Source organism: Wolbachia endosymbiont of Spodoptera picta (assembly GCF_018141665.1).
GTDB lineage: Bacteria > Pseudomonadota > Alphaproteobacteria > Rickettsiales > Anaplasmataceae > Wolbachia.
Window position 1 is genome coordinate 393,381 of sequence record NZ_CP067976.1, and the last position, 24,011, is coordinate 417,391.

The 24,011-nt window shown below is 32.8% G+C and carries 16 protein-coding genes and 2 pseudogenes; 8 read left to right on the forward strand and 10 right to left on the reverse strand.

Annotated elements, in window-relative coordinates:
- The first annotated feature begins 81 nt into the window (after positions 1 to 81).
- Positions 82 to 1,014 carry an Rpn family recombination-promoting nuclease/putative transposase gene (locus JKF54_RS01640; protein WP_211908382.1) on the forward strand — a complete coding sequence of 311 codons (933 nt, stop codon included), beginning with the start codon at positions 82 to 84 and terminating at the stop codon, positions 1,012 to 1,014.
- Here JKF54_RS01640 and JKF54_RS01645 read toward each other — a convergent pair.
- Both JKF54_RS01645 and JKF54_RS01650 read right to left on the reverse strand, forming a co-directional pair.
- The gene (locus JKF54_RS01645; RefSeq protein WP_211908384.1) at positions 996 to 6,146 is read right to left on the reverse strand and encodes a hypothetical protein; all 5,151 of its coding nucleotides are present in this window, start codon (positions 6,144 to 6,146) and stop codon (positions 996 to 998) included. The two genes, JKF54_RS01640 and JKF54_RS01645, sit on opposite strands and share 19 nt — an antisense overlap.
- Positions 6,147 to 6,410: 264 nt before the next feature.
- On the reverse strand, positions 6,411 to 8,510 hold the full coding sequence (locus JKF54_RS01650; RefSeq protein WP_211908386.1) for a TomO hydrophobic C-terminal domain-containing protein: 2,100 nt from the start codon (positions 8,508 to 8,510) through the stop codon (positions 6,411 to 6,413).
- A gap of 684 nt (positions 8,511 to 9,194) precedes the next feature.
- Here JKF54_RS01650 and JKF54_RS06295 point away from each other — a divergent pair.
- Both JKF54_RS06295 and JKF54_RS06300 read left to right on the forward strand, forming a co-directional pair.
- Positions 9,195 to 10,211, forward strand: a complete 1,017-nt coding sequence (locus JKF54_RS06295) for a coiled-coil domain-containing protein (protein ID WP_246433225.1) — start codon at positions 9,195 to 9,197, stop codon at positions 10,209 to 10,211.
- A gap of 389 nt (positions 10,212 to 10,600) precedes the next feature.
- Entirely contained in the window at positions 10,601 to 11,395 is a 795-nt protein-coding gene (locus JKF54_RS06300; protein WP_246433226.1) for a hypothetical protein, read from the forward strand.
- A gap of 84 nt (positions 11,396 to 11,479) precedes the next feature.
- Here JKF54_RS06300 and JKF54_RS01660 read toward each other — a convergent pair.
- Positions 11,480 to 12,452, reverse strand: a pseudogene (locus JKF54_RS01660) (helix-turn-helix domain-containing protein); the annotation flags it as partial.
- Positions 12,453 to 12,683: 231 nt separating this feature from the next.
- The gene (gene ligA, locus JKF54_RS01665) at positions 12,684 to 14,639 is read right to left on the reverse strand and encodes an NAD-dependent DNA ligase LigA (protein WP_211908388.1); all 1,956 of its coding nucleotides are present in this window, start codon (positions 14,637 to 14,639) and stop codon (positions 12,684 to 12,686) included.
- Positions 14,640 to 14,793: 154 nt separating this feature from the next.
- On the opposite strand from ligA, the gene JKF54_RS01670 reads away from it, so the two are divergent.
- Both JKF54_RS01670 and JKF54_RS06305 read left to right on the forward strand, forming a co-directional pair.
- On the forward strand, positions 14,794 to 14,988 hold the full coding sequence (locus tag JKF54_RS01670; protein WP_246433227.1) for a hypothetical protein: 195 nt from the start codon (positions 14,794 to 14,796) through the stop codon (positions 14,986 to 14,988).
- 8 nt (positions 14,989 to 14,996) lie between these two features.
- On the forward strand, positions 14,997 to 15,497 hold the full coding sequence (locus tag JKF54_RS06305) for a hypothetical protein (protein WP_246433228.1): 501 nt from the start codon (positions 14,997 to 14,999) through the stop codon (positions 15,495 to 15,497).
- 520 nt (positions 15,498 to 16,017) lie between these two features.
- Here JKF54_RS06305 and pyrE read toward each other — a convergent pair.
- From pyrE to hemC, 4 genes are all read right to left on the reverse strand, one after another.
- The gene (gene pyrE, locus JKF54_RS01680; protein ID WP_211908390.1) at positions 16,018 to 16,608 is read right to left on the reverse strand and encodes an orotate phosphoribosyltransferase; all 591 of its coding nucleotides are present in this window, start codon (positions 16,606 to 16,608) and stop codon (positions 16,018 to 16,020) included.
- The gene (locus JKF54_RS01685) at positions 16,605 to 17,789 is read right to left on the reverse strand and encodes a dicarboxylate/amino acid:cation symporter (RefSeq protein ID WP_211908392.1); all 1,185 of its coding nucleotides are present in this window, start codon (positions 17,787 to 17,789) and stop codon (positions 16,605 to 16,607) included. Before JKF54_RS01685 ends, pyrE begins: the two co-directional genes overlap by 4 nt.
- A 68-nt stretch (positions 17,790 to 17,857) precedes the next feature.
- The gene (gene murB / locus JKF54_RS01690) at positions 17,858 to 18,742 is read right to left on the reverse strand and encodes a UDP-N-acetylmuramate dehydrogenase (RefSeq protein ID WP_211908394.1); all 885 of its coding nucleotides are present in this window, start codon (positions 18,740 to 18,742) and stop codon (positions 17,858 to 17,860) included.
- Entirely contained in the window at positions 18,733 to 19,611 is an 879-nt protein-coding gene (gene hemC / locus JKF54_RS01695; RefSeq protein WP_211908397.1) for a hydroxymethylbilane synthase, read from the reverse strand. The genes murB and hemC overlap by 10 nt, the downstream gene beginning before the upstream one ends.
- Positions 19,612 to 19,730: 119 nt before the next feature.
- On the opposite strand from hemC, the gene JKF54_RS01700 reads away from it, so the two are divergent.
- The 3 genes from JKF54_RS01700 (at position 19,731) to JKF54_RS01710 (ending at position 22,503) form a co-directional block, all read left to right on the forward strand.
- Positions 19,731 to 20,015: a hypothetical protein gene (locus JKF54_RS01700; protein WP_246433229.1), complete on the forward strand. Its 285-nt coding sequence runs from the start codon at positions 19,731 to 19,733 to the stop codon at positions 20,013 to 20,015.
- A gap of 184 nt (positions 20,016 to 20,199) precedes the next feature.
- Entirely contained in the window at positions 20,200 to 21,714 is a 1,515-nt protein-coding gene (gene secD, locus JKF54_RS01705) for a protein translocase subunit SecD (RefSeq protein WP_211908399.1), read from the forward strand.
- Positions 21,715 to 22,251: 537 nt separating this feature from the next.
- Complete coding sequence (locus JKF54_RS01710; protein ID WP_211908401.1) at positions 22,252 to 22,503, forward strand: transposase; 252 nt, start codon at positions 22,252 to 22,254, stop codon at positions 22,501 to 22,503.
- Positions 22,504 to 22,702: 199 nt separating this feature from the next.
- Here JKF54_RS01710 and JKF54_RS06310 read toward each other — a convergent pair.
- Both JKF54_RS06310 and JKF54_RS01720 read right to left on the reverse strand, forming a co-directional pair.
- Positions 22,703 to 22,939, reverse strand: a pseudogene (locus JKF54_RS06310) (transposase family protein); the annotation flags it as partial.
- A 114-nt stretch (positions 22,940 to 23,053) separates the two neighbouring features.
- Positions 23,054 to 23,995 carry an outer membrane protein gene (locus JKF54_RS01720; RefSeq protein WP_211908405.1) on the reverse strand — a complete coding sequence of 314 codons (942 nt, stop codon included), beginning with the start codon at positions 23,993 to 23,995 and terminating at the stop codon, positions 23,054 to 23,056.
- Between the last annotated feature and the right edge of the window lie 16 nt (positions 23,996 to 24,011).

The window sequence follows — 24,011 nt, forward strand, 5'->3', positions numbered from 1 at the left end:
AAAAACTTCTATGTTTGCATTTTAGTTGAATATTTCTTCACAATTATGTATAATTATTAATGCTTTTTAAGTGGATTTCCTATGGCTCTTTCGAAGTTTCTCGATCCCAAGAATGATATATCGTTCAAGCGCATCTTTGGTACTGAAAAAAATAAGGACATTCTTATTCACTTCCTTAATGATATCCTTGGCTTCACTGGCAAAAGTACAATACAGGATATAGAGTTCTTAAGTACTATTCAAGACCCTGATATTGCTTCTAAAAAACAAAGCATTGTTGATGTTCTTTGTAGAGATGAAAATGGGCTGCAAGTCATAGTTGAAATGCAGGTCGCTAAAACTAAGGGCTTTGAAAAACGTGCACAATACTATGCTGCTAAAGCTTACTCAAGACAGTCTGATAAAGGTGATCAATACCATGACCTTAAGGAAATTATCTTTATTGCTATAGCAGACTGTATTTTATTTCCTGATAAGTCTGAGTACAAATCAAAGCACACTATTCGCGATGAAGATACTAATGAGCATGATCTAAAAGATTTTTACTTTATATTTATTGAGTTGCCTAAATTTCCAAAAACCAAAGAAGATCAGCTTTCAAGTATAGTTGAAAAATGGGTCTACTTCTTTAGATATGCAGATGAAACTAGTGAACAAGAGCTAGAGAGAATCATAGGAAGTGACCTAATAATTAAAAGAGCATATGAAGAACTAAATAGGTTCAACTGGTCTGAAAAAGAATTTATTGCCTATGAACAAGAGATCAAGCGTATTCGTGATGAACAGGCTGTCCTTGCTCAAAAACTTGATGATGCTACTCAAAAAGGTAGACTAGAAGGTAGACTAGAAGGCATCCAAATCGGCCATGAAAAAGGCAGAGCGGAAGGTCGCAAAGAAAGGGATATTGAAGTAGCCAAAAACTCACTCAAGGCCGGTGTCCCTATAGATGTGATCGCTGAAATCACTGGCCTTTCTGTGAATGACATTAAACAACTTCAGGAAGAAATTGTCTGATATGATCTTTGTAGTTGCTTTTCCACAGTTGGATCATTTAAATAAGCTTGAGGTTCATTGTCTGTTTTTACTGGCAGTTGGCTTTCTAATCGACTAACATTAGTAAAAAAAGCAGTAGTAAGATTACTAGCCATAAAATTAACTGCTCCTTTAGCTAGTTGTTCTAATAAAGATCGTTTCGGCTTACGTGTTTGCTCTGCTTCTTCAATTTCACGTTTTGAACCTATAAAAGGAATTACTTTGGTTGCTTGTACTACTTCTTCTATGTTCTTGCTATTTCTCAAGCTATCAAGATATTCTCTAGCTGTCATAATTACTTCTTTTTTATTTAGATGGTCTTGAAGTTTTTCGCTACTTAAATTCATATCAGAATTGATAAGCAACGGTACACTACCTTCCACATTAATCTTTGTTCCAAAGTCATATAACTGCACTCTAGATAATTCCTGACCATTAATCTTAATAAGACCAAGTTCCTTATCTTGCTCTGCTAGAAGTTGATGCTCTGTTTTAATTTCTTTTGCTAAAATTTGTTTATCTTCACTAGATAATAGGTTATTAGCTTTACCAACATCAAAGTGCTCAGCAAGAAAACCTTTTTCTTCTATTTTATAACCAGCAAACTTCACTGCTTTTTCTACAATCTTCATAAGCTGATCAACAGTTTTTAACTCAGAAATAAACGCTGCATTACTATCAAAATAAGCATAGTTATCACCAGTTCTATAAATGGCAACTACGTGATTACTTGTTACTAAATGAATAGCAAAATCACCCTTAACTCCAGCTATGTAATTTGATAAATCATCAGATGTTTTGTAGCCCTTAGTATGAATTGAGCTTGAAGGTAAACTATTCGTAACAGAATCTAGTTGTCGTTCGAAATTATCAAGTAATTTACTTAAAGCAAAAACTTCTCTTTCCTCCCCTTCAGATATCTGCTTACCTTGAGCTATGCGCTCATAAATTTCAACTGAAGTTTCTAAATTACTTAAAAACGATTTGTCACTCTGTAAAAATAAAGCTTGAGATAAGCCACGTGTAATTGTTACACATTTACCATCAGTCTTAACTCCACGCTCTTCAAATGAAGGTAAATAAAGCCCTTGTTCTACTGGCTCAATGAATGATACAAATTTTGATAAGCGCAACTGTCCCTTCTTATTATGGTACACTGACTGTATTTGTTTTTCCCTTGTTCCTCGTCTCTGGGATAAATCTCTTGATCTACCTGCTACTGTGTCTAAAACTTTATCATCTTGTCCGTTCTTACTTCGGTTAGTGATACCCTTCCTGGGTTTTCTCTTAGCTTTAGAATCACCTTGTTGTAAACCATCTAAATCTTGTTTTTGCTTTGTTTTACCGGGTAAACTACTCGGCTTGAGGCCTACACTAGTTGTTCTGTCTCCTTCACTAACATTCTGTTCATCCAAGAAAGCAGAAGGAGATTTTCTAACTTCTTCATATAATATATTAAGCATCTTATTTGGCGGGTTATTTTTGATAAGATTGTTTAAATATTTTGTTATGTTTCCTACTTTATCAAAACAAAGATCATGCAATTTTTTAAAAGTAGGACAAATATTAATTCCTACTCCATATAATATTTTAGATAAATCTTTCGGTGTAAAAAGTTTTTTCCCGTATAAGAAGCGATCTAAATAATTTTCTTTATTAAAACAAGATTTATGAAAATTTCTTAAAATAGAAGCGGCATTATTTCCTGCCATGGATAATATATTAGATAAATCACCTGGCCTAAAACCTGCCTCATAAAAATCATCTAAAAGCTGTGTTTTGTTTCCTGTTTCATCAAAACAAACATCATGAAAATCTTTTAAAGCAGAACAAATATTAGCTCCTGCTCCATGCAATATCTTAGATAAATTTTTTGGTATAAAACCTTCTTTCTCAATTAAGAAATGATTCAAATACTTTTTTGTTTCTTCCGTAAAACAAAAATCATGAAACTTTTTTAAACTATTTGCTGCTGAACTCAACACACCACATAAATCACGCGGTTTAAAACCTGCCTTATAGAAATCATCTAAAAATTTTGTTTTTTCTCTTTTCTCATTAAAACAAGTACTATGAAACCTTTTTAAAATAAAAGAAGCACGAGTTCCTGCTCCACATAACGTAGAGGATAAGTTACTTGGCGTAAAACCTGCCTTATAAAAATCATCTAAAAGTTCTGTTCTTTTTCCTTTGTCACTAAAACAAACACTATGAAACTTTTCAAAAGCATCTTTAGCATTAGCTCCTGCTCTACTTAATATACCAGATAAGTTATGCAGTGTAAAACTTTTTTTCCTATCTTTGTCCTCAATAAAATGTTTTAAATGCTGTTTTTTACTTCCTTTTGCATCAAACCAAATATCATATAAGTCTTTAAAAGCTTTTGCAGCATTGACTCCTGCTCCACTTAAAATACTGGACATACGAGCTAGATCTATTCCTTCTTTTTCTAGAGTTTTTAAGTATTGTTTTTTACTTCCTTCTCCATCAAACCAAATATCATATAAGTCTTTCAAGACTTTTACAGCGTTAGCCCCTGCTCCACTTAAAATACTGGACATACGAGCTAGATCTATTCCTTCTTTTTCTAGGGTTTTTAAATATTGTGTTTTATTTCCTTCCACATCAAACCAAAGGTCATATAAGTCTTTAAAAACTTTTGCAGCGTTAACTCCTGCTACATTTAAAATACTGGACACATTAGATAGATTTACTCCTTCTTTTTCTAGAGTTTTTAAATATTGTGTTTTATTTCCTTGCTCATTGAACCAAATATCATATAAATCTTTAAAAGCTTTTGCAGCGTTAGCTCCTGCTCCACTCAAAATACTGGACATACGAGCTAGATCTATTCCTTCTTTTTCTAGGGTTTTTAAATATTGTGTTTTACTTCCTTCCACATCAAACCAAAGGTCATGTAAGTCTTTAAAAGCTCTAGAAGCATTAGATCCTGCTCCACCTAAAATACTGGACATATTAGATAGATTTATTCCTTCTTTTTCTAGAGTTTTTAAACATTGTGTTTTATTTCCTTGCTCATTGAACCAAATATCATATAAGTCTTTAAAAGCTTTTGCAGCTTTGGCTCCTGCTACATGCAAAATACTGGACATACGAGCTAGATCTATTCCTTCCCTCTTTAGAACTTCTAGACACTTTATCCCTTCTCCTGTAATTAAAAAATTTAAGAACTGATTAAATGCAGGTATTCCCTCTCTACCAACCACACTTCTAGCAAATTTTATTTCTTCATTAATGTTTTTATTTTGAATCTTCTTATAACTAGATCTATTATTTTTTATATCTCCCAAAAGCTTTTCCATTATTCCTTTTGTAAGAGGGCCGAATTCATGAGATTCTGACCAACGTAATGCTATTTCATGTAATTCTTCATAATTATATGGAACATCGAATGTATCTATCTCATCTTTAACAATATTATTCAATTCTTCCCTATTAGGTTGATTAATTGCAAATATTAGTTTATCTAAAAATTTCTCTTTTATTTCTTGTTCATTCTCACTAGAAAGTCTTCTTTCTTCTTTTTCTTTTTGCAAAGAAGGTGGAAGCTTTAATAGACTTAGAAGCTTTTTTCTTGTTGCTTCTTCTTGCACAAATCGATAAAGACCATTCCCATTTATACACAAACAATCTCTTAAAGCTTTATCATTATCAAATTTTAAAGGATAAAAATCTTTAGATCGCCCTTCTTTTAACTTCTTTTCTTCTGTAAGATCTAGATTTGCATTAGTATAGATAATAAAGTATTCTATACTCTCTCTTAGTTCTTCAACAAAAAGAGTAAAATACTTATTAATAGAAAACATACTCTGTTGTCTATAGGGAAATAACTGACTATAACCAATATTACCATTTGTATTGTAAGCCTTTACGTAAGTAATTTTATCTTTATAATCAAGGGCAATGTTATTAGATATATCATGGGTTTTTCCTTTATAATTTATGGAAAATATATTTTTATACAAAAACATGTCATGCAAGAAGAGCATTAATAGATTGAATTCATATATAATTCTAGACACATGATTCTCGAGTTTTTTATCCTTTTCTGGAGCTGTTAAATCACGTAACACTCTTTCCTGTAATGCTATATAATCATCTTCAACTGTGCTATTTTTTTCTATTTCATTTTTAATAATACTGTTCAGCTCTTCTCTATTAGGCTGATTAACTGCAAACACTAATTTATCTAAAAATGCTTCTTTTATTTCTTTTTCAAGTTCCTGAGAGATTTTTCTTTCTTTTATTACTTTCTGCATAGCAGACGAAAACTCTAACCGCCTTAAAAGTTCTTCTTTTGTTGTTTTATCTCGCGAAAATCGATAAAAACCACTCTCTTGCGTATTGTCATTTATAAACAAAAAGTCCTTTAAAAGGTCAAATTCTTCTATTTTTATGCTATCAAATTTAAAAGGATAAAAATTTTTGAATTTTCCTTCTCTTAAATTCTTTTCTTTTGTAAGATCAAAGCCTGAATTAGTATATACAATAAGATATTCTATATTATTTGATAAACTATCTGATTTAGAGATTAGATGTTTAACAAAACTATCAAAGTAATTATTGATAGAAAAACTTCGTTTTTCTTTAGTAAATAATCTAGCATAACTAATGCCATTATTTACGTAATACTTGTCTACATTTTCAATTTTTATATGAATAGACTTCTTTTCATAACGAAGGACAATATCATTAAATTTATCAATTTCGGAATCTCCAAACGCTAATGATAATAAAGGATATTTATTTTTATACATAGACTCTCTAAGTGAGCAAAGCACCGACAAGTCTAATCGATACATAATTCCAATCAAGTGATGAGGAATGTATTGCTTAGTTTGACAAGTATTATCCAATTCATCCTGTCCAGGTTTATCCTGTAAATCACTAGGAAACTCTGAATCTTCATTACTAGTAACATTTACATCCATGCGCAGCCTCTTTGATACTGTACCATCTTTGTCTGTAACAGAACGTCCACGTTTTCTACTTGTTTTACGACTTTCCTTACCTGGACTCCTTGAATGACCACTTTGTTTGTGTGAGGAATTCTCAATATCTTGCAACGATGTAGAAGTTTCTTTACTTAACATATAAGCCTCTTATCATTTTCATTATATATGATAGTCGAAAAAGTTAGCAAAGCAAAGTTATTTTTTTTTGTGACTAATAAAATTATTTTAATCGGTATGTATTTTCATGCTTTTTATCACTAAATTAATAGTATAGTTACTTTTTGTTTAACTAAAAACAACTACCGTGAGAGTTTTGTGTTTTGGGATAGATTGGACTACCAAGCTTTCATTTATTAATAATCGAATAATTATAGCAAATTATTCAATAATAGACCACTGTATTTATTCACAACTTGCTGCTGCAGTATATCCATTGACTGCAACTTTATCGATGCTACTCTTTTCAAGTGAACTTGAAGGTTTATTACAATAATATACAATTGCAGCAGCAACCAGACAACAAGCTCCAACACCTGCTATTACTCCTGTTACCAGCAAACTAGCACTGAAAGTAAAATATGCAACTGATGCAGCAATTCCTGCAAGCACTCCAGCTATCGCTAATTTCCATGTAGCTGTGGTAGGCCACTTATTTTTTTGTACGCTTTGTGTTACAATAATACTTCCATTGCTTGAATTATTAGGCTGCATGCCATTGGTTTGAGAACCATTCACTTGTCCAGAGCTTTCGTTAGCTACCGAAGACATTTCTTGTTGAACAGAAACAAGTTTTTGACTTCCGCTTTTATCAGATGGAGTTTCCAGCATAACAGGAACTTTTTCTATATTTTTTACATTCATTGAAGTTACCGTTGCAGCAGGTGCAGCAGAAGCTTGTACATGTATGTTATTTCCTTCAAATTCTGTCAACCGAGTAGAATTAAGTTCACTTTCTGCACTATTTTCAGGTACTGTAGTTTCAATTTTATTCTGCCCTGATATGTTCTGCAACTGCTCTAGATTTCTGACAGACTTCGGTTCTTCCTTTTGCTTAATCTGTTGTTTAAGGCTATCTATTTTTGATTGTTGCTTTCTGAACGATGCTGAACCTGTACTTTTCGCCCTTAACTGTTCAAGTAAAATTTCCTTTTCTTCCTTCAATTTTTCTATTTGGTCACTCAGCTTATTTTCATTATCGATAAACTCACTTTTAGCTTGTCTTAGTTTACAAGTTAAATTTTCAATATACCCCCTATCTTTGTTTTTTACTTCTGAATACTTTTCATTTAAACCCCGAAACTTTGCTTCTAATCTCTGCTTCTCTCTCACTACCTGCTCTAATTGCTGATCCTTCTGATTAACCTCATAAGTTAGATCTTGCGCATTTGTTTGTACTTTTGAAAATGCTTCCTCTTTCGCACTGAGTTCATTTTTCTTTTCTTGAACCTGATTAGTTAGGGTATCTCTTTCTTTTTTAAACTCATCAAATTCCTTATTCTTCTCAAGCAACTGAGTTTCTATTTGACCATTTAAACAGTTTCTTTCATTGGTTATTGAATTAACCTTATCATTCAACTCCTTAACTTTATTTTGTTGATCTAAAAGCTCTTCCTCTTTTTTATTTTTATCTTGTTTAAGCTGCTCAATGTGCTGATAGCTTTTACTGAGCTGATCATTAAGCCTACCAATTTCACTTTCCTTTCTTGCTAACTCATTTTGTATCTTTGTGATCTGATCTTTCAAGGTGTTTCTTTCTGTCTCGATTGAGAAAACTTTTTCATTAAGCTCATTAACTTGATCATTCTTTTCCTCCAACTCTTTCACTTTATTATTCAACTCTATAGCAGCATTGCTACTTCCCTCCAATTCTCGCTCTAGCTGATCTCGTTCATCTGAAATCTCTTTCTGAGCTTCCTCTATTTTTGTCTTACTTTCTTCCGGTTGAACGGCTTGGCTGTCAAAGCTACTTTGTTTCTCTTCAAGTAAGTTACTTGCTTTATCTAACTCAGCTTCTACTTGACGGACTTTAAGTTCATTTTGATTCCCTATTATTGAATTAGAACCCTCTACACGAAATAACAAGGTCTTCACTTTTTTAGGAAATACAAGATCTTCTTCCACTTGAGTTCCAGCCCTCTTCCTGCAAAGATGATTTCTTGCAGTAGTTTTTTTTTCAGCATTTGCATCGATTCTAGCAACACTAATTGCTGCTGATTCACTATTTTCCTTACCTATTCTGTTTAAATCTAGATTACGTATACTATTTCTTTTGGGTGGAAGATTTTCAATTCGAGTTTTAGTCTTCCTTGCGTAAGGACAACTTCTTGCAGCAGTTTTTTCTTCAACACTTGCACCGACTCTAGCAACACTAATTGCTGCTGATTCACGATTTTCCTTACCTGTTTTTTTTGGATTACGTATACTATTTTCTTTGAGTGAAAGATTTTTAACATTTTGATATGTTAAAGAATCCTGACCAATACCCCCTGAATTAAATTGCATTGTAAGTCCTCCTAAACTGTCATATCGCTTAAGCTAATAAAATACCACTGTACATATAATTACTTGAATATTTCTATAAAGCAACATTTTTTTATAAAAAATTAATCATAAAAATTGCCTTAACTTTTTTGCGAAATCACTATTAATTTACTAGTAATTTTCAATAAAAACTTAATTGATACAACCATTTCTAGCAACAAAAAGCAGCTAGCATGAGAACTGTTCGTTTTGGAATGCGTTGGTCTACCAAATGTACCGTACGAACTTTTCTTTATAGTAATTCTGCTATATCATAAAAGCAGCTATATTAGCCTACTTCAGCCATATTTACATACGAACCAATTTACTTGGCTTTGTTGCAAAAATTTCAAGCTTCTATTTTCATAACGCAGCTTTTGCTTAAATTGTTCTCACAAATATACGATCTTTTTATGTTTTTTGGAAAGAGTAAATAATTCAATTCCTTATAACACTAATTAGTATGGTCTTTTCATTAAATTTATCCTCTCAAAAAGACTGTGCTTTATCCATCTACTTTAATGGTATCATAATATTTTACACCTAAATCTATTCTATAAAAATTCACAATACGAATTAGTAAATAGATTATATTCAAACCGATTGTATTTATGATATATAGCGCATACAATATATTACTTGTTTATTTTAGTAGGGGGTATAGGTATGTTTAGTTCGAAGCAGGTAGTACAATATAATTTATTTGGTAGTAACGTCCTTGAAGGCATTTCATCTTGTAAATTTGCACATTTTCCTGAAGAGGTATTTGAGATTAGCAGTGAAGAAAATCAAGTAATAGATAGTTTAGAAAGCAAAATAGAAAATCTACAACAGGAAAATTTTGATCTTAAAAAAAATGTAGAGTTACAAAAACACTATAAGAAAAGAGTAGAAGAGTATTACGAAGAAGTAAGTGAACTTACCAGAGAAATGCAAACCCTAGAAGGGAAAATTAAAAAGCTTGAAGTTAAATTACAAAAAAGTACAAGAAGTTTAACTGAAAATGATCAAGACATCGAACAGCTAAAACAGAAAGTAGAAATATTATTATTAGAAACTCAGAACAAAAGTGATGTAATTAAGAACTTAAATAACCAATTAAAAGAGGCAAAGAATGAAATTCAGTTAACAGACAAAATAAATGAAGAGTTACAGCAAAAACTGGATTTGACTGAAGCTGAGTTAAACAGAGTAAGAAAAGAAAGTACAGTGCTGATAAACAGTATAGAGGATTTGAAAGGTAATTATGAAAATCAGATACTAGAAAAAAAGAAGGAACTTAATGATATAAGAGATCAATTGTGTATTTATTTATCAGAGTATAAAGAGCTATTTGCAGAATTCAGTAGTCTGCAGAAGGAAAACGAGAGTTTAAAACAGAAAAATTTCTATATTAGTAATGAAGTGTCTCTTGCAGATGAAATAAACAAAGAAAACGTAAGAAAAGAAATAGCGAGAACTCAGTCTATACCTGAAGTAGAAACCAGGTGTATTAAAGATAATGATGATCAAGAACCAACCTGCTATGTAGAGAAGGAGAAAATAATCAATATGATAAAACAAGTGAAGATAAAGACTCTGAAGATACTGACTACGAGATTGGAGTATGGAATGAAGCTGATAATGAAAGTAGCGATGATCATAAATCAACTCGGCTATATGGAAAAACAGAAAATTGTCTAACAAGTGAAGATAAAAACCTTGAAAATACCGATTTCCCGATTGAAGTATGGAATGGAACGGATAGTGAAGATGAAGACAATGTTAGCCCTTGCCCTGATTATGATGAAAGTTTTGGTAGGCGTTACAGTCAACTATTCTATACTGACGAGATAACCCGTAAAGAAAAAGGAAAAGATACTTTTCTTTTAATCCGTCAAAAAGACTCTTTTTCTCTAACAAAGGTAAAGCTGAATACAAGAGAAGAAGAAAAGTATGAAAGTATTTGGCAAAAAATAAATAAGATTCATGATTATCTAGACATTTTAGGTTACTCTGGTAGCGAAGAAGATTATGAGGAGTGCGAAAAAGAACTTGATAAAGTTATAAGCGCAGCACTGGAACAAGGAATAATGTTCACTTTTCCATATAAATCTGGTATGTCCTTGACAGATCGTATAGCTGACACATTTCAAAAGCTATATTTATCTGCTGACACTACTCGAATTCATGAGTTCTTACACAAGAGAAAAATATTTCAGGTAATATCAGAAGGTGCATCTTTAAATAGATCGAGCGACGAAGAGCATGAAGATTTTGTGAACATAATTTGTTCAGATTTAGACACTTTGAGTAAACGATCCGAAAACCTTTCACAGCTTAAGGAATTAGCACTTGAAAGTATTATGAATAAAAGTGAGCAAATTGATGAATATGACTTTGAACTAGAAATAGATAATGGATATTTTTGCATAGATTATCCACAAAATAGTATTGTTGAAGTTGCAAGGATATTAAATAATCAAAAAGCTAAAGATTTAAATCTAAACATTGGTATACTTCAAGTTGGAAACAGTATAATTAGAGTTGAAAATATAGGAGGAAGGAGAAATTATACAGAGTTCTCGGGAGATATCATTGAAATGTCTTTTACCACTGAAGTAGGAGAGATCAGTATTCATCTATGTCCTAGTGAGAAAGATAGTAATAAAATAGAAGTGAGGCTTGTCGATGAAGTAAGATTTAACAAGTTAGAGAATAAATCAAGTTTAGGGCAGAGTTGTCTGTTAGGTGGGAAAAGTGTTTTGACAGCTATAGAAAATGGGTATTTCGAAAGAAATAGTAGTGCTTTTAAAGAGTTAGGTAAGACTATTAGACAGTCAGATTGTACAATGGAAAATCCATCTAGCTTTCCTAGAGGGAGTTAATATAAATTGTACTAGACACAACTTAATCTGACAGGTGAGAATTAACTTACAGAAGAATTGAAAACTAATATCAGTCTTTTGTTTAATGTTACTAATATTTTTCTGAAAAGCAATTTGTTTGCTATCAAGAAAAGTTTGCATAGGCATAGCAATATTTGCCTGAATGAGGCCTTGTCTCATTGTAAGAACGCAGCCAATGATCAACATCAATCTGCAAATCTTTCAAAGAGCTGTAGATTTTCTTTCTAAAGATAATATTGTAACACTCATCTTGCATAGTTTTATGAAACCTCTCGCATATTCCATTAGTTTGTGGAGAATTGGCCTTAGTTCTTGAATGATCAATGTTTTCAATTCCCAAATAAAGCTGATAAGCATGATTCTCTGGTTTGCCACAGTCCCTATCAGTCAAAATGCGTGATAATGGCACATTTTGTCCATCAAAGAATGGTATATTAAGAAGATCTGCAGCAGTGATTGCAGTTTTGTCTGTTTGCCATAGCAACCCTTGAATAGGTATCAATGAAAGTTTGCTGGTAGATCCTTCCTATACCTTTGATATTGCCTACATAATAAGTGTCTTGAGAACCCAAATAACCAGTGTTTCAATTTCACCATCTTTGTTCTTTCACTTTCTCTAAAGCTGCAAGTTGCTCTTCAGTTAAAATTATGCCATCTTGTGCAACCTTTGCTTCAAGGGCTTTAAGTCTTTTTTTGAACGTTTCAATGTCGTTTCTTAGCTATACAACCACCTTCGGATACCTCTTTTCTCAGCTCATTTGCAGCTCTTTGCTGTCCATATGCTGGAAATTCTGTTGCAATATTTACTACTGCTCTTTCTATATCTTCGGAAACTCTGTTTGCAAACAGCGGTTTTTTTCTTGCTGATTTCATGTAACGCCTCTTCTCCTCCATTTTCGTATAACTCCTTGAATCTATAAAACGTATCTCTTGAATATCCCATTACCTTGCACGCTTGAGATACATTCCCGAGCTGTTTTGCTAGCTCTAATAAACCTAGTTTTGGTTTTAATATTTTTGTTTGTATTGTATTCATTTCTAACACTCCTTTCTTTTATTATTTTATAACTTACTTTTTTAAAGTGTCAGATTAAATCTTGTTTAATACAGAGAAATCATATATTAGAGGGGTGCTTAGCTATTTAACTGGCTTTGTTGCATAAATGTTTATAAAGAGCAGGGAGTGTTCAATTGTATTAAATAAGAGTCTGATATTAGTTTTCAATTCTTCTATCAGTTAATTCATTCCCGTCAGATTAAGTTGTGTTTAGCACAATTTGTTCCACTGTTCTTCATCTAAAATTTCCACACCCAATTCCATTGCTTTTTTATATTTTGAACCTGGATCTTCTCCTGCAATTAAATAGTCAGTTTTAGTAGAAAGGCTTGAACTGATCTTTGCCCCTAAAACTTTAGCTCTTACTTTTGCCTCCCCTCTGCTCATAGCACGTAGCTTACCAGTAAACACTATAATTTTGTTATTCAAAAAAGAATTGCTAGAGTTGGAGCTCACGGGAAGAATTTGCAGATATGCAGTAAGGTCATTTAACATTTTAATGTTACGTTCCTGAGAAAAAAACGATTTTAAAGATTCAGCTACTTTTTCTCCTATACCATCTATACCTACCAACTCAACATCATTTGATGACATCGAATTATACCAGTTATCATAAGATACATAATAATTTGCGAGCAATTCTGCTGCAACTTGGCCGATAAATCTGATACCCAAAGAAAATATGAACCTATCTAGAGTGATTACTCTTCTGTTTTGTATAGCACTTAATAGATTAGCTATTGACTTCTCGCCCCAACCATGATGCTCTTTTAAGGAAAACTCTTTTAATCTTTCCTCTAAAATAAAAATGTCTGGAATTTGTCTTATTAGGCTAAGATCATAAAAAAACTTTATTTGTTTTTCACCAAGGCCAACAATGTCAAATGCATCTTTTGACACAAAATGTTTTAGTTTTTCTACTATTTGAGCCTTGCAATTAAATTCTTCAGGACATCTTACTGCCACTCCTTCAATCTGCACTTTACTGCCACATTCAGGACATATGTCAGGAAAAACAAATTCAGGCATATTTGTATGACGAGAACCTTCATCTACTTTGACAATTTGAGGAATTACATCCCCAGCCCTTTTAATTGTTACAACATCTCCCTCTCTTATATCTTTACGTTTTATCTCATCTTGGTTATGTAGACTTGCTCTGCTAACTAATACTCCACCAATATTGACTGGTACTAAATCTGCAACTGGAGTTAAAACCCCCGTTCTACCCACCTGTATAAATATTTTATTTAACTTTGTCTTCGCATAAATCGCAGAAAACTTATATGCAAGTGCTGAGCGTGGAGCTTTGTGTGTACTTCCCAGACGACTTTGTAGCACCAAATCATTCACTTTATAGACTATCCCATCGATATCATAATCCAAGTTATAACGACAATCATAGATCTCGTTATAGAACTTTAGCATTCCATTCAAACTACTTGTTAAGGAACGATGCTCATTTACGCAAAAACCAAATTTCTCAAGCTTTTCTAGTATCTCACTTTGACTTTTCTCTATTCCACCAATTAAAGAATAAGCAAAATATCTAAGAGGCCTTTTTGCTGTAATGTTCGCATTCAATTGCTTTAAAGAACCAGCAGCTGCATTTCGAGGATTAGCGAATTCATTATTTTCATTTAACTTTAAAAAGTCGCTGTTACTGATATATATTTCACCCCTTACTTCTAGTCTTCCTTGCACATCTTGTAAAAACTTAGGAAAGTCTTTTATTGTTGCAACATTGTGAGTAACATCCTCTCCTACAAAACCGTCACCTCGAGTTGCAGCTTTAACAAATTTCCCATCTTCATAAATTGCAGAAAATGACAATCCATCAATTTTTGGCTCACATAGTATTTCTATTTCATCTGCAATTAAAAATCTCTTTATTTTAGACAAAAATTTTTCTACACCTTGCTCATCATAAGCATTCTCGAGAGAAAGCATAGGTTCTTGATGTTCCACCTTAGAAAATCTCTCATCAGGCGGAGCACCAACACTATCTTGTGTTGCATAAGCTTCTGGCTCTATTGCAGCTAACTTTTTCTTCAGTTCATCATATTCAGCATCACTTATCTCTGGCTTACTTTTTTGATAATATAAGATATTATGATAATTAATTTGATTTTGCAGTTTTTCTCTCATCTTTTCCAAGTCAGTCATGATACCAATATAATGCTCTTTGTCGTCAAGTCATGAATTTTTTCAAAAGGTACTATAAATTTATACTACTGCCCTGAAAAACTATACTAATATTAATATAATTTTTGTACTTGTATATTAATGTTAGTATAGTCTTTAAATTAAGGAGTACATTATGAAAGAATACAATTACAAAAATTTGGCTGACGAATCAAACTTCGGCTCTCAAGTGTATCGTGCAGGAATGTTTGATAAAATTCTTGGTATAAGCAAAACAGCAAAAGAAGCTGCGAATCAAGTAATATCTAAAATGGGTAACGATTTAAAACTAGAAGCTAGAAAAGCAGCTCAAGATGAAGTAAAAAAATAGAAGGAAAAATGCTAACTTTAGCTGAAGAGAAAGCTAACAAAATAGCTACCGAAAAAGCTAATCAAATAGAAAAAAAAATATCGACTTCAATTGATAAGACAGTAAAGTTAGTAGAAGCAAATGCTAAAAAAGCAGTGAAAAAAGTAGGACCGGAAGTTGCAGATCTGCTAAAGCCAGAAATAAAAACTCAGGTAGAAGAAGCAGTAAAAAAATACACTGAAGAAAAAATTGAAAGCCTTATAAAACCTGAAATCACAGACAAAATAGCCGATATTGTCACTTCACAAAGCAAAGAAATAAGAATACTTTTAGAAGATGAAATGAATAAATTAATCGAAGATGCACATAAAAATTTGAATGGGAAAATAGATCAGATTAAATGTGAACTTACAGAAATAAAATCTAATATCTTAGAAGCTAGTGCAAAAAGTTTCCTTGAGAGCGCAAAATTATTGTCTTTTGCTGCACAAGATGAAATATGTGAAAACCAAGATTTAGTGTATTTTTAATCACAACAGGGGTTTTATATAAGGTTTTTATGTTTTTTTTAACCCATAAAAACCTGAGGATAAATGAAGAGAAAAATATCTGTTAAGTTGCATGGCTACTGTGCAAAATATTGAAGCAAAAAGGTTTCATCCCAGTGCTCAGACACTGGGATCCATTGTTCCTTTCTGGATTACAGCGTCACGCGCTGGAATGACACCTATTTGTTTTTAGTACTTCCTTTCCTGTCATTCAATTAGCCTTTTCTTTTCATTCCAGTGCCTAGACACTGGTGCTCACAAGCAAACTAATCATAGGAGGTATTATAATAAAAACAACGTTTGCAATGAAACTACATAAAGCAAGTGTCACAAACCGGAATGACAACTATTATTGTTTTTACTTTATATCTTTATTTGTCTATCTTATTTTGCCATTCTGTTGAACGAATACAGGAAAATAAACTGTAATATCTAACTTTGATGCAAAAAGATCAACATATAACACGTAAAAGTTACTGAATCACTTTAGCCATATATAGAATTATTTTGTTAAATATTCTCTACTCCCAGGTTTCATTATGGGTAATTGTTTTAATTCACTTGGCAGTTCTTCCTCGCTATAGTTTTTGATATTTAGTTCAATCAAAGATATGATAGGAAAAGGTAGTTTTGTTTCACTATTTCTCTTGATCAAAGAAGCTCCAGCAACAACTTTACCTCCCTTCTCTTCTGCACATTTTACTGCTTCAAGTGAAGATTTACCTGTGGTAATCACATCTTCAATTAGTAATATCTTCTCACCTTGTTTAATCTCAAATCCACGGCGTAATTCAAATTTACCATTAACACGTTCGCAAAATATTGTTCGGATTCCAAGCTGTCTACCAATCTCATAACCCACGATTATTCCACCAATTGCAGGAGATAGTATTAAATCTATGGGTTCAATAAGCTCTTTTCTTATTTTATTCGCCAATAGCTCACAAACGTTCATTGCTCTGCTTGGATTTTCAAAAATTTTAGCGCATTGTATGTAAGTGTTGCTGTGCAGCCCTGATGAGAGTACAAAATGTCCGTGCAAAATCGCACCAGCCTCTTCAAATTCTTTTATTATTGTATTATCTAATATCATTCTTGAGTTTTAAATTCTTTATTAATTATCTGTGTTATACAGATATCAGACCACACATTTATTGCAGTTTCAAACATATCAATGATTGTATAAATAGGCACAATCAATCCCATAATGTACAAAGGAACATTCATTGATACCAAATAACTAGTTGCCATAAAATAGCACCCCATCGGCACTCCAGCGTTACCAATTGCAGCTCCTGTAGCTAAAAAAATCCATATGAACATCTCACTTAAGGAAAATGTGTGCCCATTCATCTCTGCAACAAACATCACTGTGATTAAAATAAATGCAGCACACGCATTCATATTGACTGTTGTGCATATTGGTAGAATAAAAGATGACAATTTCTTTGGTACCTTTAGCTGATTTTGCACACATTCTATAGTTGTAGGCAGCGTTGCACTAGATGATTTAGAAAAAAATGCAAGTGTAAGTGCTGGCATAACACCTTTCATCGTTTGAATTGGTGATATACCTTTATGCCACATGAGTAGTGGCAAAATCACAAATGCTTGCACGAAATTTGCAGACATTATGCAAGCAAAATACCAAAAAAGACTATGGAATTCACTGCCACCTTTTAACTCGTATAAAAAACATGTGATAAAAGACCATACAGCAAGAGGAATAAACTTTAATAACCCTTGAGCAATTCTAAGAAGTGTATCAAATAGTGCAGAAAATATTTGGTGTAATATATCTTGTTTTTCTTTTGAGAGCGAAATAATAGCTCCACCCATCAAAAAAGCAATCAATATGCTGCCAATAACGTTATTTTCAAGAAAAACTTGCACAAAATTTGATGGAATGAGTGATTTTAAGTATGAAAAGTAATTGTGGTTGCTGTCACTCACACTTTCTATTGTGTTACTTATGAAATTTTTTCTTACTGGATCTATAAATAAATAGAAAGATAGCGCAACAAATGCAGCTATAATGGTTGTAAGCAGCGTATAAAACAGCGTCTTCTTAAGTAATACTTTAATTTCAATTGAGTCTTTAAACCCTGAAATTGTGGACACGATAGATAGAAAAACCAAAGGTAAACTGATTAATTTCAACAAACTGATGAATATATCACTAAATAGATTTGCTACTTCAAATATCACTTCATTATCTAAATAGTAAGCGACAACTGCAAATAGTATAGAAAAGAACATTGCAAGTTTGCGCATTGAAAATAAAACCTCAAAATGATATTATACAATAATTTTTGGAATTAGGTTAAGATAATCAGCAGCAGCTATCTACCTAACACTCTTATCTCCCACTCAAGTTCAATGTTAAATTTATCTTTTACTGCATCTTTTACTCTGTTGCCAAGGTTTTCTAAGTCGAATGCAGTTGCGTTATTGTAATTGAGCAGAAAATTACAATGTTTCTTAGAAATTTTAGCTCTACCGTTACTTAATCCTCGGCAGCCAGACTCATCAATCAGTTTCCATGCCTTGCAGCCTATTGGATTTTTGAACATACAACCAGCAGTTTTTCCTCTTACTGGTTGACTTTTATTTTTTTTATCAATAACTTCTTTCAATCTTTGCAATATAAGCTCATACTCTGAACTTACTCCTTTAAATTCAGCTTCAATAAAAATCCACCTGCCTTTTAGACTATGTCCACGATAAAAATATCCCATTTCTTCACTGGAAAATTCATATAAATTTCCATCTTCTAGATTCACTGCCCTTATAAACTTTACAACACTCGCAATATCACTACCATATGCACCTGCATTCATCTCTATCCCACCGCCAACTGTTCCTGGAATTCCAGCAAGAAACTCAAGCCCACTAATTTGCTGTTCCCCGGCAAAGTATGCAAGGTTACTAAGCAATGCAGCACCACCTGCAACAATGGAGTTATTATCTTTACATTTTATATATGCAAATTCCTTGCCTAATTTCACCGTTATTCCTCGAATGCCACTATCTTGCACTATTATGTTAGATGTTGCACCGATAATGCTAATTGGTAACTCAGTATCTTTTATCAAGCACATTAGATCTTCAACGTCACGTGGTTTAAATAGTACATCAGCTTGGCCACCAACATTTAACCAAGTCATTTTAGACATTGAAACATTATAACGGTAGATTCCACATACTTTAGGTAAGCTTATAAGCATTTTGATTTTAACTCTAATCCTGCATCCATACCCATTTTTTCTGCATCTTCTACAAACGAAGTGCGTTCAGTAAAGTATATAACTCTCTCGCCCGCTAACATACAATAAAGATGTAGCATGTTTTCACTCACATATTCTGCTAAAGCTGCAAGCGGTGTAAAGCATGAACCATTTACTGTCTTCATGAAACTGCGCTCTGATTTTGCCCTTATAAAAGACATATTATTATTAATTTTCTCTAAAAGATCGATAACTTTTATATCATTCTTTCGGCATTGAATGCAAATTGCCCCCTGCCCTACTGCGCTTAACATGACTTTTGGTGGCAATACCTCTGTAATTAAGTGATATTTTTTTAATCTTATCAGCCCTGCTTCAGCTAAAATCATTCCATCAAAATTCTGATTTTGCAGTCTAGTTGTCACATTTCCACGCAGTGACACTACATTTAAGTCTGGCCTGAGATTTAACAGCTGAACTTTTCTTCTTATTGAAGAAGTTGCAATTGTAGCCTGCTGTGGCAAAGTTTTTAGGCTCTTATATTTATGAGAAATAAATACATCACATGGACTTAGCCTCTCTAAAACACAAGGAATTGTTAAGTCCTTCGAGAAAAACGCAGGTACATCTTTTAGCGAATGAACCGCCATATCTATATTATTTTTGAGTAATTCAGCCTCAATCTCCCTGAGGAACAGTCCTTTACCTCCTATTTCAGCAAGGGTTACATTAGCATATTTATCACCAGAAGTTTTGATTTTAATGATCTCAACGGATAGATTAGGAAAAGACTCTAATAATCTTTGTTTTGCTTCCAAAGCTTGGATGATCGCAAGGTCGCTTCCTCTCGTACCTATTTTAACTAGCATATATCCTTCATATTATATGTCTATATTCTATGTCCATTTTTTATTATCTCCAGTTTAGTTATTGAATACTTTATAATTAGTGCATAGTATCACGAACATTTAGTAATCGACGAGTATGTATGTTTGATATTTTAAAAGATTCTAATGGCAGATTTAATAAAAAGAATATTTTACCTCTTGTAGGTGCCACTGTCGCTATTATTCTAACAGCATTAAGTGCAGTAGTAGCAATTCCCAGATTTTCCTCTCACCCCTCTCTATCTAGTCCTCTCGGTTGGAAAGATTTAAGTTATAATAAATTTCTTGCTAATCACATACCACTTAGCATAGTTATTTTCTTAACACTTGGTTTATGCACTTACCTTGCAATTGACAAAATTAGACAAAACAAACAGAGAATCTGAGAGCCAACTCTGAACCTAATACATGTGTTTATACTGCTTCAATAAATGATGTTCTAGAAGAACAAAATCAATTATAGAGATATTGGTTCTAGGCTTGTTTTTTATCTTTCACGGACCTTTTCATTTAGGTGCTTGTGATTAGCAACCATCCAGTTTACACTGTACCTAAGTATAGTTTAAATTTATGCTAAACAAGCTCACAGTTAAATCTCTTTCAGTATTGCTAATTTCTTTGTTATCTTTATATATAATACTGCCAAACTTCTTTGATAATAAGTTTCTCACCTCAAAAAAGAGGATAAATCTAGGGCTCGACCTGAAAGGTGGATCATCTATACTCCTGAACGTAGACTTAGATTTTTACTTCAAAGAGAAACTAAGCATGCTAACCGATGAAATAAAAGAAGGTCTGTTAACACAAAAGATTGAATTTAGCGCAAAAAACGATAAACAAGTGGTTGTAACTTTAAATAATATTGATGATTACAAAAAAGTTTCAACGTTAATACATAAAATAAACCCAAATTTAGAATTGAGTAGAAAAAATACTGCAATTTTCATTTCATATAAACCGCATTATAAGAATTCATTAATCAATGAAGTAGTTTCAGAGTCAATAGTTAATGTTCAAAGACGCTTAGATAAGCTTGGTACTAAGGAAGTAAGTGTGCAAAAACAAGGACAAAATAAGATATTAGTCCAAGTTCCTGGAGTAGAAGACACTCAGCAGATAAAATCTCTGCTTGGCAAAACAGCCAAGCTGGCCTTCCATTTGGCAAACACCAATGTAGCTAAAATGCAAGATATCGATCATGACACTACGATTATGCTCAAGGATTCTTTGGGTAATTCCTACCCGATATTCCGCAAAACTGAAATAGGCGGTGATTCATTAGTTAACGCATCAGTTAGATTTGGCAATTTAGGTAAACCAACAGTACATTTCAAATTCGACAGCATAGCAAGCAAAAAATTTGCAAAAATTACTAAAGAAAATGTAGGAAAGCCTTTTGCAATTGTTTTAGATAACACAGTCTTAACTGTACCAACAATACGTGAACCTATTCTAAATGGAGAGGGAGAAATTAGCGGTAATTTCACTGAAAAACAGGCGAGTGAACTTGCAATACTTTTAAAATCAGGTGCACTACCTGCACCACTTAAAATAATTGAAGAAAAAAACATTGGTCCAAGCCTTGGAGAAGAGTCAATAAAAGCAGGAGAAATTGCAGCAATAATTTCTATCATAGCCGTTGGTTTATCTATAATCATTACTTACGGCAAATTAGGCTTGTTAGCGTCTGTTGCACTCGTTTTTAATGTAATCTCTATACTACTCATTCTTACCTTACTTGAAGCAACTCTTACTCTCCCTGGAATTGCTGGAATTGCACTAACTGTTGGCATGTCGGTGGATGCAAATGTTTTAATATTTGAACGCATCCGCGAAGAAATAAGAGCAGGAAAAAGAACAGCTCGTGCCATTGAAGAAGGGTTTAAAAATGCAATAAAAACAATTCTTGATTCAAATCTCACTACACTGATTGCTGCAGGAATAATGTTCATTATTGGTAGCGGAGCAATTAGAGGGTTTTCTGTCACTTTATCGATAGGAGTTTTATGCTCGATGTTTTCTGCAATTATAGTCACAAAACTTCTGATAGAATTGTGCATCAACCCACAAAAGCTAGTACTTTAGTATCTGTTCAGCAGAGTGACAAAATAAGATAGACGAGAAAAGACAACTAAATGGTTGTCATGCAAGTAGCTATCCAGTCTTTTCGTCGTCAAAAACTTTGTAACATGCTTACCAATTTAGTGAGCATAAAACCAATATATTTGTGGAGGAAAAGGAAAAAAGAAACAGAAACCATCTTCAGGCTATCACAAAGGATATGGCCATAAGATTAAAGATATGGATAGATTTATCAAATTTCTGAATGGAAATCAGGATATTAGAATTGAAAAGATAATTGAAGAATTTGGTAATATGTGTAGAAGCACAGTATATAACTACCTTAGCAAAGTAAACTATACATATAAAAAAAACTTTTCTTTATCGAGAAAGAGATAAAGAGAAACGCAAAGAGTTCATAAAAAAAGTAGAAGAAATAAATAAAGAAAACTTGATATACATAGATGAGTCTGGAATAGAGGACAATGAATTTTATGAATATGGGTGGTCTCAAAGAGGCAAGAGGTTATTTGCCTAGGGTTCAAAAGAAAGAAGGTAAGCATGATTGGAGCACTGAATGAAGGAAAAGTTAAAGCACCATGGATAATTGATGGCTACTGCAACAGCGAGATTTTTGATGCTTATGTAGAAAATGTACTTGTCCCTGTATTTAAACCTGGACAGACTATTGTTCTCGACAATGCGAGTTTTTATAAATCTGCAAGGACGAAAAATTTGATAGAAAATATTGAGTGTAAAATTTTGTTCTTGTCTCCATACTCGCCAGATTTAAATCCAATTGAGAAGTTCTGATCAAGCACTCCATAAGAAAGGCTCTACAAACCTTTTGGCCCAATATTAATTCGGCTATTGATTTTGTCTTTCAGCGCTCGAGCAGATCTTACTTCGGTTAGCTATATCACTAAAATCTCGTATTCTACATTTGACTTTAATAGCTCTTTATCTTCCTGAAATCTGAATGTTTTATCAATGCATCTTCTATTCAGCCGTTAGCAATACTTTCACTTATTCCATAGCTTTGCGCTATATGGAAATATGTACGGTATTTACGCAAATATTCTAGTGCTATTAACAAACATGCATTGTTTATTTGGTTTTCCTCCTCTTGCCTTTTTCTTGGCCTCTTCCTCTATTAAAATTTCTATTATTTTTCCAATGTTTTTCTTTTTACTCCTCTTAGTCTTCGAAGCTTCTCTTCATCAAGTTTACTTACCTGCTCAAAATTTATACCTTCCCTAATATTGCTTCTACTACTTGTTTCTTAAGTTATCCAAGAAGTCTAATGGCAAGAAAAGAAGCACTGACCACTTTTGCTTCAGATGCCCTTGAACAGATATTATTACTAAAAATTAAACATCAAACCAACTTCAATATTATGAGTGGATATATCATCTGCAATAGGTATTGGGATACTAAAGTAACGATAGCCGAAAAAGGTTTTAACTTCTGGGATTATTGAGTAGTCAACACCAAGCTTTATTTGATAAGCAAACCAAGGAACATTCAGTGGCATTGAATTTTCTAGTGATCCATTAATCTTTTTTAATCTAAAAACTGTTGGCCCTATACCAAGACCAATATACGGAGCAAATTGTGTATCTCGAATGCTGGAGTTATAATAGAAGTTTAATAAAAATGCAAACACCCTTGCTGATTTCTCAAATACCGGAGGAGAATTACTATCTTCAATATTGGCTGTAGAATACATAGCTTCAAAATCAACTCGGCCATTTTCCCCAGCATAGTAACCTAAAGATACGCTCCTAAGCCACTGGAAATCAATTTTGCCGTTAAATTTCTCTATACTCTGAATTTCATCCACTAATCCCGCTTTGATAAACAATGATACTACTTTTTCTTGCAAAGAAAGATTAGGATTAGCTGTATTGATTAAATTAATAAACCTTTCTCCTATTGCCTTTATACCCTTTACAAATGTTTCTGAATTATCATGGCATATCTTACCACCGTTAGCACTAACATAGAAATCAAGTTTTTTTGATTTTTCCTTTGTAGGCTCAGCTTGATCTGCAATACTTGGCCACATATTTTTCTGATTAGCTACTTGGAAAACAGAAGGTGAACTACTTTTAAGTTCTTGATATTTTATTGGTATTTCTTTTTCAGCAACCTCTTCAGAACGTATTACACTTTCATTATTATCTGTTTCTAATTTTAACGGTTGTACTTGCTCAATGTGTGTATTGTTACTGATATAAGTAATAAAAAAATAGACACACGGAATGAAGATAAAAAATAAAGCAATAGATACTCTAATTATCATAAATGAATTATCACTT